General features: G+C 67.0%; 13 protein-coding genes. 3 read left to right on the forward strand and 10 right to left on the reverse strand.

What is annotated here, in order from left to right; translation table 11 throughout:
* Positions 1 to 4 precede the first annotated feature (4 nt).
* The 6 genes from ACU5E9_RS09550 to ACU5E9_RS09575 are packed head-to-tail and all read right to left on the reverse strand — an operon-like array spanning position 5 to position 8,642.
* Positions 5 to 646, reverse strand: coding sequence for a bifunctional 4-hydroxy-2-oxoglutarate aldolase/2-dehydro-3-deoxy-phosphogluconate aldolase (locus ACU5E9_RS09550; protein WP_456813356.1), 642 nt, complete (start codon positions 644 to 646; stop codon positions 5 to 7).
* A gap of 31 nt (positions 647 to 677) precedes the next feature.
* Positions 678 to 1,691, reverse strand: a complete 1,014-nt coding sequence (locus ACU5E9_RS09555; protein WP_456813357.1) for a sugar kinase — start codon at positions 1,689 to 1,691, stop codon at positions 678 to 680.
* Positions 1,691 to 3,235 carry a UxaA family hydrolase gene (locus tag ACU5E9_RS09560; protein ID WP_456813358.1) on the reverse strand — a complete coding sequence of 515 codons (1,545 nt, stop codon included), beginning with the start codon at positions 3,233 to 3,235 and terminating at the stop codon, positions 1,691 to 1,693. The genes ACU5E9_RS09555 and ACU5E9_RS09560 overlap by 1 nt, the downstream gene beginning before the upstream one ends.
* A gap of 43 nt (positions 3,236 to 3,278) precedes the next feature.
* The gene (locus tag ACU5E9_RS09565; protein WP_456813359.1) at positions 3,279 to 4,727 is read right to left on the reverse strand and encodes a glycoside-pentoside-hexuronide (GPH):cation symporter; all 1,449 of its coding nucleotides are present in this window, start codon (positions 4,725 to 4,727) and stop codon (positions 3,279 to 3,281) included.
* Between the two features lie 46 nt (positions 4,728 to 4,773).
* Complete coding sequence (gene uxaC / locus ACU5E9_RS09570) at positions 4,774 to 6,159, reverse strand: glucuronate isomerase (protein WP_456813360.1); 1,386 nt, start codon at positions 6,157 to 6,159, stop codon at positions 4,774 to 4,776.
* A gap of 50 nt (positions 6,160 to 6,209) precedes the next feature.
* Positions 6,210 to 8,642, reverse strand: a complete 2,433-nt coding sequence (locus ACU5E9_RS09575) for a tagaturonate reductase (RefSeq protein ID WP_456813361.1) — start codon at positions 8,640 to 8,642, stop codon at positions 6,210 to 6,212.
* Between the two features lie 288 nt (positions 8,643 to 8,930).
* Here ACU5E9_RS09575 and ACU5E9_RS09580 point away from each other — a divergent pair, with 288 nt between their 5' ends.
* On the forward strand, positions 8,931 to 9,770 hold the full coding sequence (locus tag ACU5E9_RS09580) for an IclR family transcriptional regulator (RefSeq protein ID WP_456813362.1): 840 nt from the start codon (positions 8,931 to 8,933) through the stop codon (positions 9,768 to 9,770).
* An 87-nt stretch (positions 9,771 to 9,857) separates the two neighbouring features.
* Here the strand turns inward: ACU5E9_RS09580 and ACU5E9_RS09585 are convergent, their stop codons facing one another.
* The 3 genes from ACU5E9_RS09585 to soxR form a co-directional block, all read right to left on the reverse strand.
* Positions 9,858 to 9,980 carry a ribosomal protein bL36 gene (locus ACU5E9_RS09585; protein WP_088457279.1) on the reverse strand — a complete coding sequence of 41 codons (123 nt, stop codon included), beginning with the start codon at positions 9,978 to 9,980 and terminating at the stop codon, positions 9,858 to 9,860.
* A 111-nt stretch (positions 9,981 to 10,091) separates the two neighbouring features.
* Positions 10,092 to 11,150: a hypothetical protein gene (locus ACU5E9_RS09590; RefSeq protein ID WP_456813363.1), complete on the reverse strand. Its 1,059-nt coding sequence runs from the start codon at positions 11,148 to 11,150 to the stop codon at positions 10,092 to 10,094.
* Between the two features lie 90 nt (positions 11,151 to 11,240).
* Positions 11,241 to 11,696, reverse strand: coding sequence for a redox-sensitive transcriptional activator SoxR (gene soxR, locus ACU5E9_RS09595; protein WP_456813364.1), 456 nt, complete (start codon positions 11,694 to 11,696; stop codon positions 11,241 to 11,243).
* Between the two features lie 49 nt (positions 11,697 to 11,745).
* Between soxR and ACU5E9_RS09600 the strand changes: the two genes are divergently transcribed.
* Both ACU5E9_RS09600 and ACU5E9_RS09605 read left to right on the forward strand, forming a co-directional pair.
* Positions 11,746 to 12,369 (forward strand): superoxide dismutase, encoded by a 624-nt coding sequence (locus ACU5E9_RS09600; protein ID WP_456813365.1) that lies wholly within the window; start codon positions 11,746 to 11,748, stop codon positions 12,367 to 12,369.
* Positions 12,370 to 12,492: 123 nt separating this feature from the next.
* Positions 12,493 to 12,888, forward strand: a complete 396-nt coding sequence (locus ACU5E9_RS09605) for a ChaB family protein (protein WP_456813366.1) — start codon at positions 12,493 to 12,495, stop codon at positions 12,886 to 12,888.
* 27 nt (positions 12,889 to 12,915) lie between these two features.
* On the opposite strand, the gene ACU5E9_RS09610 is transcribed toward ACU5E9_RS09605, so the two are convergent.
* The gene (locus ACU5E9_RS09610; RefSeq protein WP_456813367.1) at positions 12,916 to 14,364 is read right to left on the reverse strand and encodes a DUF222 domain-containing protein; all 1,449 of its coding nucleotides are present in this window, start codon (positions 14,362 to 14,364) and stop codon (positions 12,916 to 12,918) included.
* Positions 14,365 to 14,366 lie beyond the last annotated feature (2 nt).

Below are 14,366 nucleotides of genomic sequence, written 5' to 3' on the forward strand. Positions count from 1 at the left end.
CCGCCTAGCGTGCGCCGGCGATCAGGGCGCGGACGAGGTCGAGCTGGGCGTCGTCGGCGAAGGCGCCGGACAGGCCGACCACGCTGGTGCCGGCGGCCAGGAACTCCGGGGCGTTGAGGGCGGTGACGCCGCCGGTGGCGATGAAGTTGGTGTCGGGGTACGGGCCCTTCTGTGCCTTGACCCAGGCCGCGCCGAGCAGTGACGCGGGGAAGGCCTTGACCCAGGTGAGGCCGAGGGCGCGGGCCTGCAGGATCTCGGTGGCGGTGGCGATGCCCGGCAGGTGCGGGATGCCGCGGCGCACGCTCTCGGCGACGATCACCGGGTCGAGGCCGGGCGACACCGTGAACGCGACGCCCACGTTGGTGGCGGCGTCGAGCTGCTCGAGGGTGGTCACGGTTCCGGCGCCGATGACGAGGCCGCGCTCGGCGGCTGCGTCGGCGACGGCCTGCAGCACGGGAACGGCGTCGATGGTCTGGATCGGGATCTCAACGTGCTCGACGCCGGCGTCCCAGGCGCGCACCGACAGGCGCACGGCCTCTGCGGCGGACAGGCCACGGAAGACGGCGATCACGGGGACGCTGAAGAAGTCGCCGGGGAACCACTGGGTGATGCTGATCGGCAGGATGGTGCTGGTTGATTCGGTCATGCGGGGTTTTCTCCTCGGTTCGAGTGCGCGGTCAGTTCGAGTGCGCGGTCAGTTCACGTGCGGGATCGTCGTCGCGGACGACGTCGTAGGGTTCGTCGGCCGACATGCGCTGGCCGAGGCCGGGGCGGAAGTCTTGCCGGCTGCCCAGCGCCCACGCGGCACGGGAGTGGCCGCGTTCGAGGCGTTCGGCGGAGCTCTGCCCGCTGATCAGACTGGACAGGTAGCCGGCGGCGAAGGCATCGCCGGCGCCGACGGGTTCGACGACGACGACCTTGCGAGCCGGCACCACGGTGACGCTGTCGGTGCCGTCGGTGTTCAGCGCGAACTCGGTGGCGTCGATCGATGAGTCCTTCACGACCAGGTACGGCAGGCCGGGCAGCAGGGCGCGCACGTCGGCGGCGGTGACGCAGCCCCAGAGCACGGCGGCCTCATCGAGGCCGACGAGCACGACGGTGGCCTTGGCCGCCAGGGCGAGCAACCGGGGCGCGGCGTCCTGCACGCTCCAGATTCCGGGCCGGAAGTTGATGTCGAACGAGACGGAGGCGCCCCAGCCTGCCGCGCTGTCCAGGACGTGCTCCACGAGGGCGGAGCAGGACTCGGACAGTGCGGGGGTGATCCCGGTGGTGTGAATCCACCGGGCGCCGGCCAGGGGCCAGCCGGCGGCATCCGTGATCTTCAGCGCGGATGCCGCCGAGCCTGTGCGGTAGTAGAACACGTGGGCTCCACTGCCGGTGTCGGGTTCCTTGAGGTAGAGCCCGGTCGGTGCGTCGGCGGTGCGGCCGACCCACCGGGTGTCGACGCCGGCGTTGCCGAGGGCGTCGATGATCTTGGTTCCGACGGGGTCGGTGCCGACGGCGCTGGCCCAGGCGACCTGGTGGCCGAGCTCGGCCAGGTGCATGGCGACGTTGGACTCCGCGCCGCCGGTGCCGAGGGTGAAGCCGGCGGCGGTGTCCAGCGTCACCGAGCTGGTGGGCGTGAACATGCCCATGGTCTCGCCGAAGCAGACCACGGTGGGCTGACCGGCGGGTTCTGTGTGTCCGCTCATCAGGTCACGGCTCCGATGTGCCACGGCACGAACTCTTCCTGGCCGACGTCGAACTCTTCGCTGACGGTCTGGGTGCCGCTGGCGACGGCGATGATCATCTCGAGGATCTCGGCGCCGACCTCGTCGACGGTGGCGTTGCCATCCGCGATGCGACCGGCGTCGATGTCGATGTCGTCACCCTGGCGCACGAACAGCTCGGTGTTGGTGCCGACCTTGATGCTCGGGGTGGGCTTGCAGCCGAAGACCGAGCCGCGGCCGGTGGTGAAGACCACGACGGTGGCGCCGCCGGCGACGAGGCCGGTGACCGACACCGGGTCGTAGCCGGGGGTGTCCATGAAGCCCAGGCCCCGGGTGTCGATCGGTTCGGCGTATTCGTAGACGGCGGCGAGGTCGGCGTGGCCGGCCTTGGTCACGGCGCCGAGGGACTTCTCCAGGATGGTGCTGATACCACCCTCCTTGTTGCCCGGGGAGGGGTTGTTGTCCATGGTGCCGCCGTTGGCGTGGATGTAGGTCTCCCACCAGTCGATCCGGTCGATCAGCTTGTGGCCGACGGCGGGGGTGGTGGCGCGGGCGGTCAGGAGGTGTTCTGCACCGTAGATCTCGGGGGTTTCGGCGAGCACGCTCGTGCCGCCGTGCGACACGAGCACGTCGGATGCCCAGCCCAGGGCCGGGTTGGCGGTGATGCCGGAGTAGCCGTCGGAGCCGCCGCAGTTCAGTCCCAGCACGAGCTCGGAGATGTCGATCGGTTCGCGCTGGCGGGTGTTGATCTGCTCGGCCAGGGCGAGGATCTTCGCCACACCGGCGGCGACGGTGTTGCGCATGCCGCCGGTCTCCTGGATGGAGAGCGATTCGATGACGGTGTCGCTGGGCATGCCGCCCTCGGCCAGCACCAGGCTGGTCGGCGTCATCTCGCAGCCGAGGCTGAGCATCAGCACGCCGGCGATGTTGGGGTGCCGGGCGTAGCCGTTGAGGGTACGGAGCAGCACCTGCGCGCCTTCGCTTTCCAGCACGAGGCCGCAACCGCTCTGGTGGGTGAGGGCGATGACGCCGTCGACGTTCTCGAACTGGTCGAGCACGCCGCCCCGGAACCGGTCGGCGATCAGCTTGGCGGTGGTGCCCGAGCAGTTCACGGTGGTGAGGATCGCGATGTAATTACGCGTTCCGGCCCGGCCGTCGGCCCGGCGGTAACCGTTGAAGGTGCGGCGCTCGGTGGGCGTGGGCAGCTCGGTGTGCACGGTGCCGAACTCGTGGGTGCGAGCGGCGAGGTCCATGCCGATGTTGTGGCTGTGCACGTGCTCGCCCCGGACGATGGGGGCCGTGGCGACGCCGATCGACTGGCCGTACTTATGCACGGTCGCGCCGGCCTCGAGGTCGGTGAGGGCGATCTTGTGGCCGCTCGGCACGAGCGTGCCGACGGTGAGGATGCCGCCTCCGACGGGGAGGGACTCCCCCGGGAGCAGGTCCCGGAGGGCGACGGCGACGTCGTCGCCCTCGGCCATCACCAGCACGGAGGTGCCGGTGGCGATGCTTTCGATGTGTGACATGAGAATCGATTCCTTGGCTTCGCGGTATGGGTTGCGGTCGGGCTTAGGCCTGGCCGATGATGCCCTTTTCCCAGCGACCGGCTTCGAGGTCGTGGGCGATGGTCGTGTACTTGTCGTCGGACAGGTTGTAGAGGAAGTAGACGATCACGGCGGCCAGCGCGAGGGCGACGGCTGGGTAGAGGGTCATCACGGCCTTGATGCCGAAGAGGGTTTCCTCCGACTGGGTGGCGCCCTGGGCGATGTAGCCGGTGACGGCGAGCATCCCGGCGCCCACCAGGGCGGCGATGGACTGGGCGATCTTGCGGGAGAAGTTGAAGGCCGCGTAGGTCATGGTCTCCTTGCGAACCCCGGTGTGCCATTCGCCGTAGTCGATGGTGTCGGAGACGAAGGCCCAGGTGACGGCGTTCGGGATGGCCAGGGCCATGTAGCCGATGGTCACGAGCAGCATGAAGGTCCACAGGTTGGTGGGGATCACGAAGTTCAGGCCGTTGGCGATGACGCCGATGATGAAGCCGCCCATGGCGGTGCGCTTCTTGCCGAACCGGCCGACGAGCTTGGGCACGAACATGATGCCGACGATGGAGGCGCCGATCATGACCAGGTTGAGGATCGGCTGCAGGGCGATGTTGCCGAGGTTGTACTCGGCGAAGAAGATCATCATCATGTTGTTCACGTTCATGGCGGAGATCGTGAAGAGGGTCATCAGCACCAGGCCGAGGAGGGGACGGTTGGTGAAGATCGCCTTGGCGTAGTCCTTCATGCCGTTCTGTTCGAAGCCGACGGCGCGGTTGACGTAGACGCGTTCCTTGGTGCCGCGGTAGCAGACGTAGAACGAGACGATGCCGATGAGCGCGAAGACGGCGGATGCCCACATGTAGTTGGCGCCGGTCATGCCGCCGAAGACCATCATGATCGGGATGAACGCGAAGCCGCAGATCCACTGGGCGCCGAGCGAGCCGGCCTGGCGGGTGGTGGCGAGCTGGGCGCGGTCCTTGATGTTGCGGGTCATGACCGAGGCGAGCGACCCGTACGGGTCGTTGGTGAAGGAATAGATGAGGCCCCAGATGGCATAGGTGGCGGCCGCGTAGGCGATCTTCCAGCCCATGCTGACGTCGGGCATCGTGAAGGTGACGACGGTCATCACGCCGAGGAGGATGGAGGAGACCATCATCACCGGGCGGAATTTTCCGCGCTTGCCGAACTTGCGGCTGTCGATGTAAGCGGCGGCGATCGGGTCCATGAACGCGTCGAAGATCTTGGCAAGCGAGAAGATCAGGGCCACGACGCCGGCGGCGATTCCGGCAGTGTCGATCCAGAACTTGGTGAGGTAGGACTGGCCCAGGTCGAACATGAAGCCGTTGCCGAAGTCGCCGAACCCGTAGGAGACCTTCTCTTTGGTGGAGATGCGCTCGATGGGGGCGGCGCCGACCTGGGGGGCGGCTGGGGCAGCTGGGGCAGCTACCCCAGCATCGTTACCAGTTTGAATTGCCATGACTCACATACACACTTTCGGTTCGGTAGGGAAAGGGATGGCCGGTTTAGAGGCCGAAATAGCTGTTGGCGTTGTTGAAGCAGATGTCTTCGACCATCCGGCCGAGCAGCGCTTCATCGTCCGGGACCTCGCCGAGTTCGACCCATTCGCCGATGAGCTCGCAGAGGATGCGGCGGAAGTACTCGTGCCGCGGGTAGGACAGGAAGCTGCGGGAGTCGGTGAGCATGCCCACGAAGTTGGACAGCAGGCTCTCGTCGGCGAAGGTCTGCAGCTGCAGGCGCATGCCGCTGCGGGTGTCGTTGTGCCACCAGGCGCTGCCCAGCTGCATCTTCTGCACGGTGTCCTTCTGGTACGCGCCCATCAGGGTGGCCAGCGGCATGTAGTCGTTCGGGTTCAGCGAGTACAGCATCGTGCGCGGGATGGAATCCTCGGACTCCATCGAGTCGAACAGCTTGGCCAGCGGTTCGGCGACGGGGCGGTCGTTCAGGCCGTCGTAACCGGTGTCCGGGCCAAGCTTGCCGAGCATCACCTGGTTGGTGTTGCGCAGCGCGTGCAGGTGCAGCTGCATGGTCCAGTTCTTCACGTGGTACATCCGCATGAGGGCCTTGAGGATCTCGGTGCGGTACTGCGCGATCTGGAGTTCCGTCAAGGCGCCGCCGCTGATGGCGGTGCTGACGATGGTGTCCAGCTCGGCCTCGGTGGCCTCGGCGTAGACGACGGTATCGAGGGCGTGGTCGGAGAGGCGTGCTCCCATGGAGTGGAAGTAGTCGACCCGGGCGGCCAGCGCGGCGACGATGTCGGCGAAGGCGCCGATCCGGACGCCGGCGGCGGTGCCGAGGGTGACCAGGTAGTCGGCGAAGCCGGCAGCGTGGATGTTCATGGCCTTGTCGGGGCGGAACGCCGGGACGACGGTGAAGGCCTTCTCGCTCTGCAGCAGTTCGTGGAAGTGCAGGTCATCCGCCGGGTCATCCGTGGTGCAGATGGCGGTGACGTTGCTCGAACGGATCAGGCTGCGGCGGGAGAATCCGGCCGTGGCCAGGAGCGCGTTGGCCCGGTCGTAGACCTCGCGGGCGGTCTCGCGGCTGAGCACCAGGTCGATGTTGAAGAAACGCTTGAGCTCGAGGTGCGTCCAGACGTAGAGCGGGTTGCCGAGCGCCTTCTCTACGGTGCCGGCCCAGGCGTAGAACTTGTCGAAGTCGTCGGCGTCGCCGGTGATGAGGTTCTCCGGCACCCCGTTGGCCCGCATCAGGCGCCACTTGTAGTGGTCACCCTTCAGCCACACCTCGGTGATGCTGGCGAAATTCAGGTCCTCGTAGATCTCCTGCGGGCTCAGGTGACAGTGGAAGTCGATGATGGGCATGTTCTTGGCGTGGTTGTGAAACAGCTTCTTCGCCATGTCGGTGCCGAGCAGGAAATCGTCGTTCAGGAGCATGATCTGCGGTCCTTTTTCGTGTGTGGAGGGTGTCGAAGGTCGGTGGGTGCTCAGACGAGCACGGCGAGGTCCGCGAGGGTGGCACGCACGCCGTTGTCGCGGAGGCTCTCCAGGCCGGAGCTGACCTGGTCGACGAGGCCGTCGAGCGCGGTGAGGTCGGTTCCCCAGAGGGTGCTGTCGGCCAGGATCGTGGCGACGTATGCAGCGGTGTGCGTGGCGGCAGCCGCGTAGGCGGCCTGAAAGGCGGCGATGGTCTCGGCGCTGTCGACCGGGGTGATGGTGACGCTCGGGTCACCGCTGTAGGTGAGCAGGATCGCGCTCAGCGCGAGCGTGACGCGGGGCGGGAACGTGCCGTTGACGGTGTGGAAGCCGGTGAGCACCGGCAGCAGGCGGCTCTTGAACTTGGACGCGCTGTTCAGGGCGATCGCGGCGAGCTCGTGGTGCATGAACGGGTTCTCGAAGCGTTCCTTGACCGACTCGGCGTAGGCGGCGAGTTCGTCGTGCGGCAGGTCGAGCACCGGCATGATCTCCTCGTACATGACCTGCTCGACCATTGGGCCGAAGTCGGCGTCGAGCATGACGTCGCGCACGGTCTCGACGCCGGCGAGGCGGGCGAGGGAGGCCATGGTGGTGTGCGGGGCGTTGAGCAGGAATACCTTGCGCTCGCGGTACGGGGTCATGTCGTCGGTCACCGTGACGTTGAGGCCGGCCTTGGCCAGCGGCAGGGTCTCGGTGAGTGACTGCGGGCCCTCGATAACCCAGAGCAGGAACGGCTCGGCCTTGACGATCAGGCGGTCTTCGAAGCCGAACTCGGCGCACAGTTCCTCGGCGCGGTCCTTCGGGTACCCGGGGACGATCCGGTCGACCAGGCTGGAATAGAAGACGTTATCGGTGTTGACCCACTGCACGAACGCGTCACCGAGTTCCCAGTTGGCGGCGGTGGCGAGCACGGTCTCCTTGAGCTTGTCGCCGTTGTGCTCGATGAGCTCGCACGGGATGAGCTGGAAGCCCTTCTTGCCCAGTTCGAAGCGGCGGAAGAGCAGCGCGGTGAGCTTGCCGGGAAAGCTGGCGTGCGGGGTGTCGGCCAGCTTGTCGAGCGCGTTGTAGACGATGCCGGACTCGGTGGTGTTGGAGAAGATGAACTCGATGTCGTCGTCTTCGGCGAGGGCGAGGTACGCGTCGTAGTCGGTGTACGGGTTGACCGTGCCGTTGACGAGGGTGATGACCTCGTGGGACTGCACCTCTTGGCCGTCCTGCTTGCCTTCCAGCAGCACGGTGTACAGGTTGTCCTGCTCTTCGAGCATGGCGACGAGGCCGCCGGCGAGGGGCTGCACTATCTTGACGCCGCCGTTGAAGAGGCCCTGCTTGTTCATCTCCTGCAGCTGCCAGTCGACGAACGCGCGGAGGAAGTTGCCTTCACCGAACTGGATGGCCCGCGTGGGCAGGGTCTCGCTCGGGTGGATGGCGCTGCTGAGTCGTTCCATGACGTTCGCTTCCTCGGTCTGTGTGTCGTTCGGGATGTTCTCGGTGGTCGGGGTGTTCTGGGTGGCCGGGGTGTTCTGGGTGGCCGGCGCGAGCGTGATCGTGACGCCCAGTCGGCCGCTGGCGGCGGGGGCGAGCACCATGGCCTGGTCGCGCACGTTGCACGCCTCGACGCACACGGTCTCGGTCCACTCGGTGTCGCCGTAGTCGCCCATCGCGGCGGCCTTCACGCTGCCCGGGTTCCACACCACGGTCTGGGCCGCATCCGTGTAGCCGACCTGGATGCTGCGGGCGTTGCGGGCGTCGTCGATGGTGACGACGCGGGGCATCGGGTAGACCCGGTCGATTTCGCCGCCGATGATGGCGACCGGCAGGGCCGAACTGGCGGTGGCCGGCGGGGTGAGGGTGCGGTCGAGGTATGGCAGGTCGGCCAGGCCGTGCACCAGGGTGTCGCGGGCGTCGCCCACCGCGAAGTAGGTGTGGAAGGCCGCTTCGACCGAGACGGGCGCGGTGCCGTCGTTCTGCACCGTGAGGGCTAGCGTGAGGGTCGCGCCGATGGTCACGGTGTAGCGGAGGGATACGGGCTGGGCGGTGCCGGTCGCGTCGCGGTGGGCGCCGGCGAGTTCGAAGGTGAGGACCGCGTCGGGGCCGACGAGCGCGGCGGCGGTGAGGGTCCAGGGCGAGATGCGGGCCCAGCCGTGGTTGGGGGCGGTGGCGTCGGTGAGGTTGGGGCCGAACCACGGGAAGCAGACCGGGATTCCGCCGCGGAGGGCGGCGGTGGGTGAGAACGCGCCGTGTTCGCTCATCCACAGCACCGGCTTCTGGCCGGCGGGGGTCCACTGGGCGACGTGTGCACCGTGCAGGTAGACCAAGGCGGTGGCGGTCTCGGTGGCCACTTCGACGGCGGGGAGCGAGCCCTGGCCCGTCACCAACCGGATGCCGGTGGGCAGGGTGGGCGTGCCCCGGGGGTCCTGCACTGGTTCGTCCGCCGTGTTCTGCATTGCTTCCTCCTCGTTGAGAATCAGCTGGATAACATCTCCGCTGTTCCGCCTGACAGAACTTAAGTCCGTCACATGAACTCACCATAACCGCGCTGGGAAAGCTTTGGCAACTTGTCGAGGTGCCAAAACCACCCGAAACCCCGGACTGGGGGCGTCGCTCACACGATTCAATGTTTGTCAAGAGTCCGACGACGGGGACTACCGTGCGGAGGGACCGTCAGCGCCGAGGAAATTCCATAACCATGGTTAACTGTCCATAAGACAGAACTTCAGTCAGAGGTGGAATTCATGGCACAAACGTCAGTGGACGAGATGGAGAGCTTCCGGACCGGCGGCGCATCCGTTGGCAGCCCGGCGCTCGGCAACACGGCACGGGACATCGCCGCCAAGGACAACGCGGCGCAGAAACTGTTGCGGGTGCTCGAGGCCGTGTCCAACCCCGGTGACGCCCACCGGCTCAGCGATCTGGTGAAGGAAACCGGGCTCGCCAAGACCAGCGTGTTCCGGCTGCTTTCCGAACTGATCGACAGCGGATACGTCAGCCGCCGGGACGACGGCACCTACGCGCCCGGCCGCGCCCTGCGCCTGCTCGCCCTCAAGCTCACGGCCGCGCACACCGAAACCGACCTGGTCGGAGACCGGCTGCGCCGCCTGCAGGCGGACGTGCACAGCACCATCCACTTCGCCCTCCGCACCGGCGACACCGCCACGTACGTGGAGAAGATCGAGGACACCGCCCAGCCGATCCAGATCGCGTCGCGGGTCGGCGGGCAGATTCCGCTGCACTCCACGGCGATCGGCAAGTCGATCCTCGCCCACCTGAGCGAGAGCGAGGTGCGCAGCTATGCCGCCCGCACCGGGCTGCATACCCGCACCGAGTACACCATCACCGACGTCGCCAGCCTGCTGGCCGACGGGGTCCTGGTGCGCAATCGCGGGTTCTCCATCGACGACCAGGAGAACGAGGAGCACATCCGCTGCATGGCCGTTCCCGTCTTCGACGCCCAGCAGCACCTCATCGGAGGCATCGGCATCACGACCATCGCCCCGCTGGTGCCCCGGGAAAAGCTCGAGTCGTACGCCCCACTGCTCATGACCGCGGCGCGCGACGTCATGACCCTGCTCTAGCGGTTCAACACCGTCGCTTAACGCAGAATGACCCCGGCAACTGCCGGGGTCATTCTTTCTGGGCTGGAAATGCCTACTCGAGGGTGTCTAACCCTGGCGAGCCTTGAATCGGGGATTCAGCTTGTTGATGACGAACGTGCGCCCGTGGCGCCGTACCGTCTGTGAACCCTGCATCTTCTTCATCGAACCCAGTGAGTTACGTACCTTCATCCTGGCTCCCTTCCCGTAGTTGATGTGGTCAACGCTGGGCGGCCGGGTTTATTCCGCGCCGGCGACCGACGGCGCAGCTCGAGGGTGCGAGCTATGCAGACACAGCCCCGCTCAGTGCCCGTTGTACCAGCTCAGCGGATGGGTCTTGATCGGACTGGGGGTGGGGGAGCCTGCAGCCGACCACTCGCCGAAGGTCACCCTGCGCTCCATCAGTGGTCCGGCATAGGTGATGTTGGGGGTGAAACCGATGGAATAGAACTGGTCGCCGGGGAAACGCTGGACAACCTGCGGAGTGGGGAATGCCTGGGCCTGCCACTGAGCAAAGCTGAGGGACGCTCCCTGCCCGCCGGTGATATCGTTCATCTCGCCGATTTCCGCGGACCAGCTGAGTTTCTGGAAGCCATAATTCGAGTACAGGCTATACGGCTGGTAACCGGAAGCCGCCCATTCCGAGTAACTCAGTTTGTGGACGATGCCGTCAGCACCTTGGACGAAGAGTTCCGGCGAGGTCGCCCACTGGTAATAACTGCTGCCCAAGATCCAGCCCGCTTTATGAACGTCCGGATAGTGCGCCTTTTGGAACTGCGCGAAGGTCAACTCGTCCCACTGCCAGCCCTCCGGGTCATCCTGCCAAAAGGTAACCCCGTAGACCGTTGGCGACCACGAGTACTTGACGTATGCGGTGGGTGCCACTTGCACGGCGGCAAAATGATAGACATCGCGATAGCGCTCGAAGCTGATCCGATACGGTGTCACGCCATCCACGAGTTCATACACCGTGTCGAGGTAGGCAATCCGATAGAGCTGCCAGGTCTGCGGTTCGGTGGGGGCCGGAGTCGGGGCCGGGACCCTCGTCGGCGTGGGGGTGGAGACCTTCGCGGGAACCGGCACCGGGACTTTCGTCGGCGCAGGCGTAGCCACCTTCGTGGGCCCGGGAGTCGGAATCGCCGTGGGCGAGGGAGTGGCTACCTTCGCCGGCGGCGGCACCGGCGTGGGAACCGAACTGGCGGTGGGCATCGGCGTTGCCGCCGGTGAGGGCTTGGCGGTCGGAGTGGCCACGGTGGGCACGGAGCCGCCGCCATCGGAGGCGAGCGCCGACTGCGGAGCGATGAGACAAACCATGGCGATGAAGGCGACGGCGACAGTGCCGCGCACGGTTCTTGTGAACACGGGTGGTTCCCCCCTCGAGATACCTCAGGGTATCGCCGGCCACAGTCGCGCAGCCTCGTCGTCGTGCCCCCCTTTAGGGCTTGACGGTCGCTAGGGCTCCAGCACCCGTCGCGGTCCGGCTCCGTCGGTGCGCAGGCGGTCTTCGGAGTTAACGACGGCACACCGGGTTTGCGAGAGGCAGCCGCAGCCGATGCAGCCGGTCAGCTCGGCCTGCATCCGCTCGAGCACCGCCTGCTGCCGGGCCAGGTGCTCGCCCCAGGTGGTGGAGATCGTGCTCCACTCCTCCCGGCTCGGCGGGCGGTGGTCCGGCAGGTCCTTGAGGAGCACGGCCACCTCGGCCAGGGAGATTCCGTAGCGCACCGAGACCTGGATCAGGGCGATGCGTCGCAGAACGTGTCTGGGGAAGAGGCGCACGTTGCCCGATGACCTCACGGCGGGGATCAGGCCGAGGGTCTCGTAGTACCGAACGGTGGACACCGGCACGCCCGCCCGCTCGGCGATATGGCCGATGGGCAGGAGATCTTTGCTGGAGATGTGCTCTGACACTGTGGCGTCTCCTTGATCTCAAGTGCACTTGAGACGATAGCTTATGCAGATGACCGCATACACGCTTCCCCAGCTGACCTATGACTACGCCGCCCTCGAGCCCGCCATCAGCGGACGCATCATGGAACTCCACCACAGCAAGCACCACCAGGCTTACGTGACGGGCGCCAACGCGGCCCTCGACCAGCTCGCGGAAGCCCGCGAGTCCGGCAACCTCACCTCCGTCAACAAGCTGCAGAAGGACCTGTCCTTCAACCTCGGCGGCCACGTCAACCACTCCATCTTCTGGACGAACATGTCCCCGAACGGTGGCGACAAGCCCACCGGCGAGCTCGCTGCCGCCATCGACGATACCTTCGGTTCGTTCGAGAAGTTCCAGGCTCACTTCACCGCCGTCGCCATGGGCGTCCAGGGCTCCGGCTGGTCCATCCTCGCGTGGGACACCCTGGGCCAGCAGCCCATCATCGTGCAGCTCTACGACCAGCAGGGCAACCTCCCCGCCGGCATCGTCCCGCTGCTGATGCTGGACGTCTGGGAGCACGCCTACTACCTCGACTACCAGAACGTGCGCGCCGACTACGTGAAGGCCTTCTGGACCGTCACTGACTGGGCGAACGTCTCGGCACGCTTCGAGAAGGCGCGCGACACGACCTCCGGTCTCATCACGCTCTAAAGCATCACGTGACAGGGTGCCCGGCCACAGGCCGGGCACCCTTTTGTCATCTTGCGCACCGGCCCGCCGCTACCTACGGTGATGGTCTAACCGCAACACACCGCTGAGAGGGAGGACTCCAGGATGCCCGCCGCCGAGGAACTGCCGTCCACTCTCGCTCGCTCCCCCAAGCACGCCCAGGCGATCTGGTCCGAAGCGCACGACGCCGCCGTGCAGTCGTACGGCGAGGGTGAGCGCGCGCACCGCACCGCGTTCGCCGCGCTGAAGCACTCCTACGAGAAGGTCGGCGATCACTGGGAGGAGAAGGCGGAGCCGGGTCCGTCCGACGCGAAGGCGGCCGGCGGGGTCGACAGCCCGGAGCCCACCGAAGAGGGCGTGGATGCCAACGCCTCCAAGGCCCATCTCTATGGGATTGCCGGCCGCCTCAAGATCACCGGCCGCTCGTCGATGACCAAGGCCCAACTGGTGGAGGCGATCAAGAAGGAGAACGCCCGGCTGACCCGGGCGGCATCGCGGTAGCAGCAGCCGTCGCGGTCGTAGTCGCGCTCAGAACGGCGGCGGCCCGTCGGCTTCACGCTCGGGCGGTTGCGGTGCGGGGACTTCGGAGGTCAGCTCTGTCCCCAGAGTGGAATCCGCGGTGTCGGGTGTGTTGGTGTATTTTTTGCCGCCGGGGCTGGTCCAGGTCAGGGCACCGCCCGGCCCTTGCTGGGTGGTGAAGCTGGATTGGTGTTTGAGTCGGTGGCAGCCCTTGCAGAGGCAGACGAGGTTGTCGACGTGGGTCTTACCGCCGGTGTTCCAGGCTTGGGTGTGGTCGATCTCACTCAACGTGGCCCGCCGATTGCACCCGATGCCCTGGCACGTTTCATCGCGGATCTCCACGTACCGGCGCATGTCCGACGGCGGCGCATACTGCTCGCTACCCACGGAAAGCCGGGCCCCCGTCTCGGGGTGGGTGAGGATGCGGGTCCAACTGGTCGCCGTTCCCGCGATCTGCCGGGCGGTCTCCGGGTCGATCGGCCCGTACCCTTCGAGGATGGCCGGTTCGTCGCTGCGGCCCAGCAACGTCAGCGCCGGAACGGTGATGTGCACCGTGCCGCGGATACCGTGCCCGAGGCCGCCCGGTCCGACGCCATCCAGGAGCAGGTCCCGGTAGGCGTCGGCCCGGCGCTGGTCCTTGGTGCGGGTCTGCACCGGCTCCTCCGCCCCGCCCTCGGCCGCACCGGGTGCGGCATTGGCCGCGTTGTCGTCCGTGTCGAGGTCCGCCGCGATCCGGCTGAGCCGGTCATACGCCGCCTGCGCTTCATCCGCCTTGAGGTAGGCGTTCAGCCACGCCATCCCGTCGGCGTCGGGCCGGAACACCACCCGCCGGGTCGCGAAGCCGGCGTCGGCGCGTTCCTGCAGCGGGACCGGGTGCATCCGCTCCCGGATCCGGAGAGCGGCCTTGGCGAACTGAGTCGAGGTGCGCTTTTCGGCCGCCCCCAGCACCGCCGCTTCAAAGCGCGGCAGCACCTCCTCGGGCAGGTTTACCGTGAGTTCGAGCATCTTCAGTGCGTGCCCCCAGGTGATCCGGCCCGCCGTCAGCGACTGGTGGAACGCGGGCAGGTCACCGGCCAGCCGGGTGGCGTCGAAGATCATGCTGCCGGCGGTGTTCGCCCGTACCCGCAACACCATCGCCGCCTCGGCCGCCATGGTGCGTCGGGCCAGTTCCTCGTCGTCCCAGGCCGGGCCGTGCGCGGCGGTGTCCGGGTCGTCGTGGCCGGACTCGATCGGGTCGCCCCGCAGCCCGGCGAGGATGCGGGGTTGGTGGCCGAGCCGGTCCAGTTCGGCGAGCAGGCGGACCCGTTCGGCGTAACAGCCGGCGAGGGCTTTCTCATTCTCGATCAGCGGGTCGATGACCGTGCTGATCGCCTGCGCGACGAGATCCGCGATCGGATCCACGGCGGCATCGGGGGCGTCGTTGGGGGTGTCTTCGGGTGTGGCATCTGAGGTGGCCATAC

The sequence above is a fragment of the Cryobacterium sp. AP23 genome (assembly GCF_054075385.1).

What these genes read in the sequence shown, in the direction of transcription:
- ACU5E9_RS09555 (WP_456813357.1), bottom strand. Translation starts at nt 1,691, where the DNA reads ATGAGCGGACACACAGAACCCGCCGGTCAGCCCACCGTGGTCTGCTTC.
- ACU5E9_RS09600 (WP_456813365.1), top strand. Translation starts at nt 11,746, where the DNA reads ATGACCGCATACACGCTTCCCCAGCTGACCTATGACTACGCCGCCCTC.
- ACU5E9_RS09605 (WP_456813366.1), top strand. Translation starts at nt 12,493, where the DNA reads ATGCCCGCCGCCGAGGAACTGCCGTCCACTCTCGCTCGCTCCCCCAAG.
- ACU5E9_RS09565 (WP_456813359.1), bottom strand. Translation starts at nt 4,727, where the DNA reads ATGGCAATTCAAACTGGTAACGATGCTGGGGTAGCTGCCCCAGCTGCC.
- ACU5E9_RS09610 (WP_456813367.1), bottom strand. Translation starts at nt 14,364, where the DNA reads ATGGCCACCTCAGATGCCACACCCGAAGACACCCCCAACGACGCCCCC.
- ACU5E9_RS09585 (WP_088457279.1), bottom strand. Translation starts at nt 9,980, where the DNA reads ATGAAGGTACGTAACTCACTGGGTTCGATGAAGAAGATGCAGGGTTCA.
- ACU5E9_RS09550 (WP_456813356.1), bottom strand. Translation starts at nt 646, where the DNA reads ATGACCGAATCAACCAGCACCATCCTGCCGATCAGCATCACCCAGTGG.
- ACU5E9_RS09580 (WP_456813362.1), top strand. Translation starts at nt 8,931, where the DNA reads ATGGCACAAACGTCAGTGGACGAGATGGAGAGCTTCCGGACCGGCGGC.
- ACU5E9_RS09560 (WP_456813358.1), bottom strand. Translation starts at nt 3,235, where the DNA reads ATGTCACACATCGAAAGCATCGCCACCGGCACCTCCGTGCTGGTGATG.
- ACU5E9_RS09575 (WP_456813361.1), bottom strand. Translation starts at nt 8,642, where the DNA reads ATGCAGAACACGGCGGACGAACCAGTGCAGGACCCCCGGGGCACGCCC.
- uxaC (WP_456813360.1), bottom strand. Translation starts at nt 6,159, where the DNA reads ATGCTCCTGAACGACGATTTCCTGCTCGGCACCGACATGGCGAAGAAG.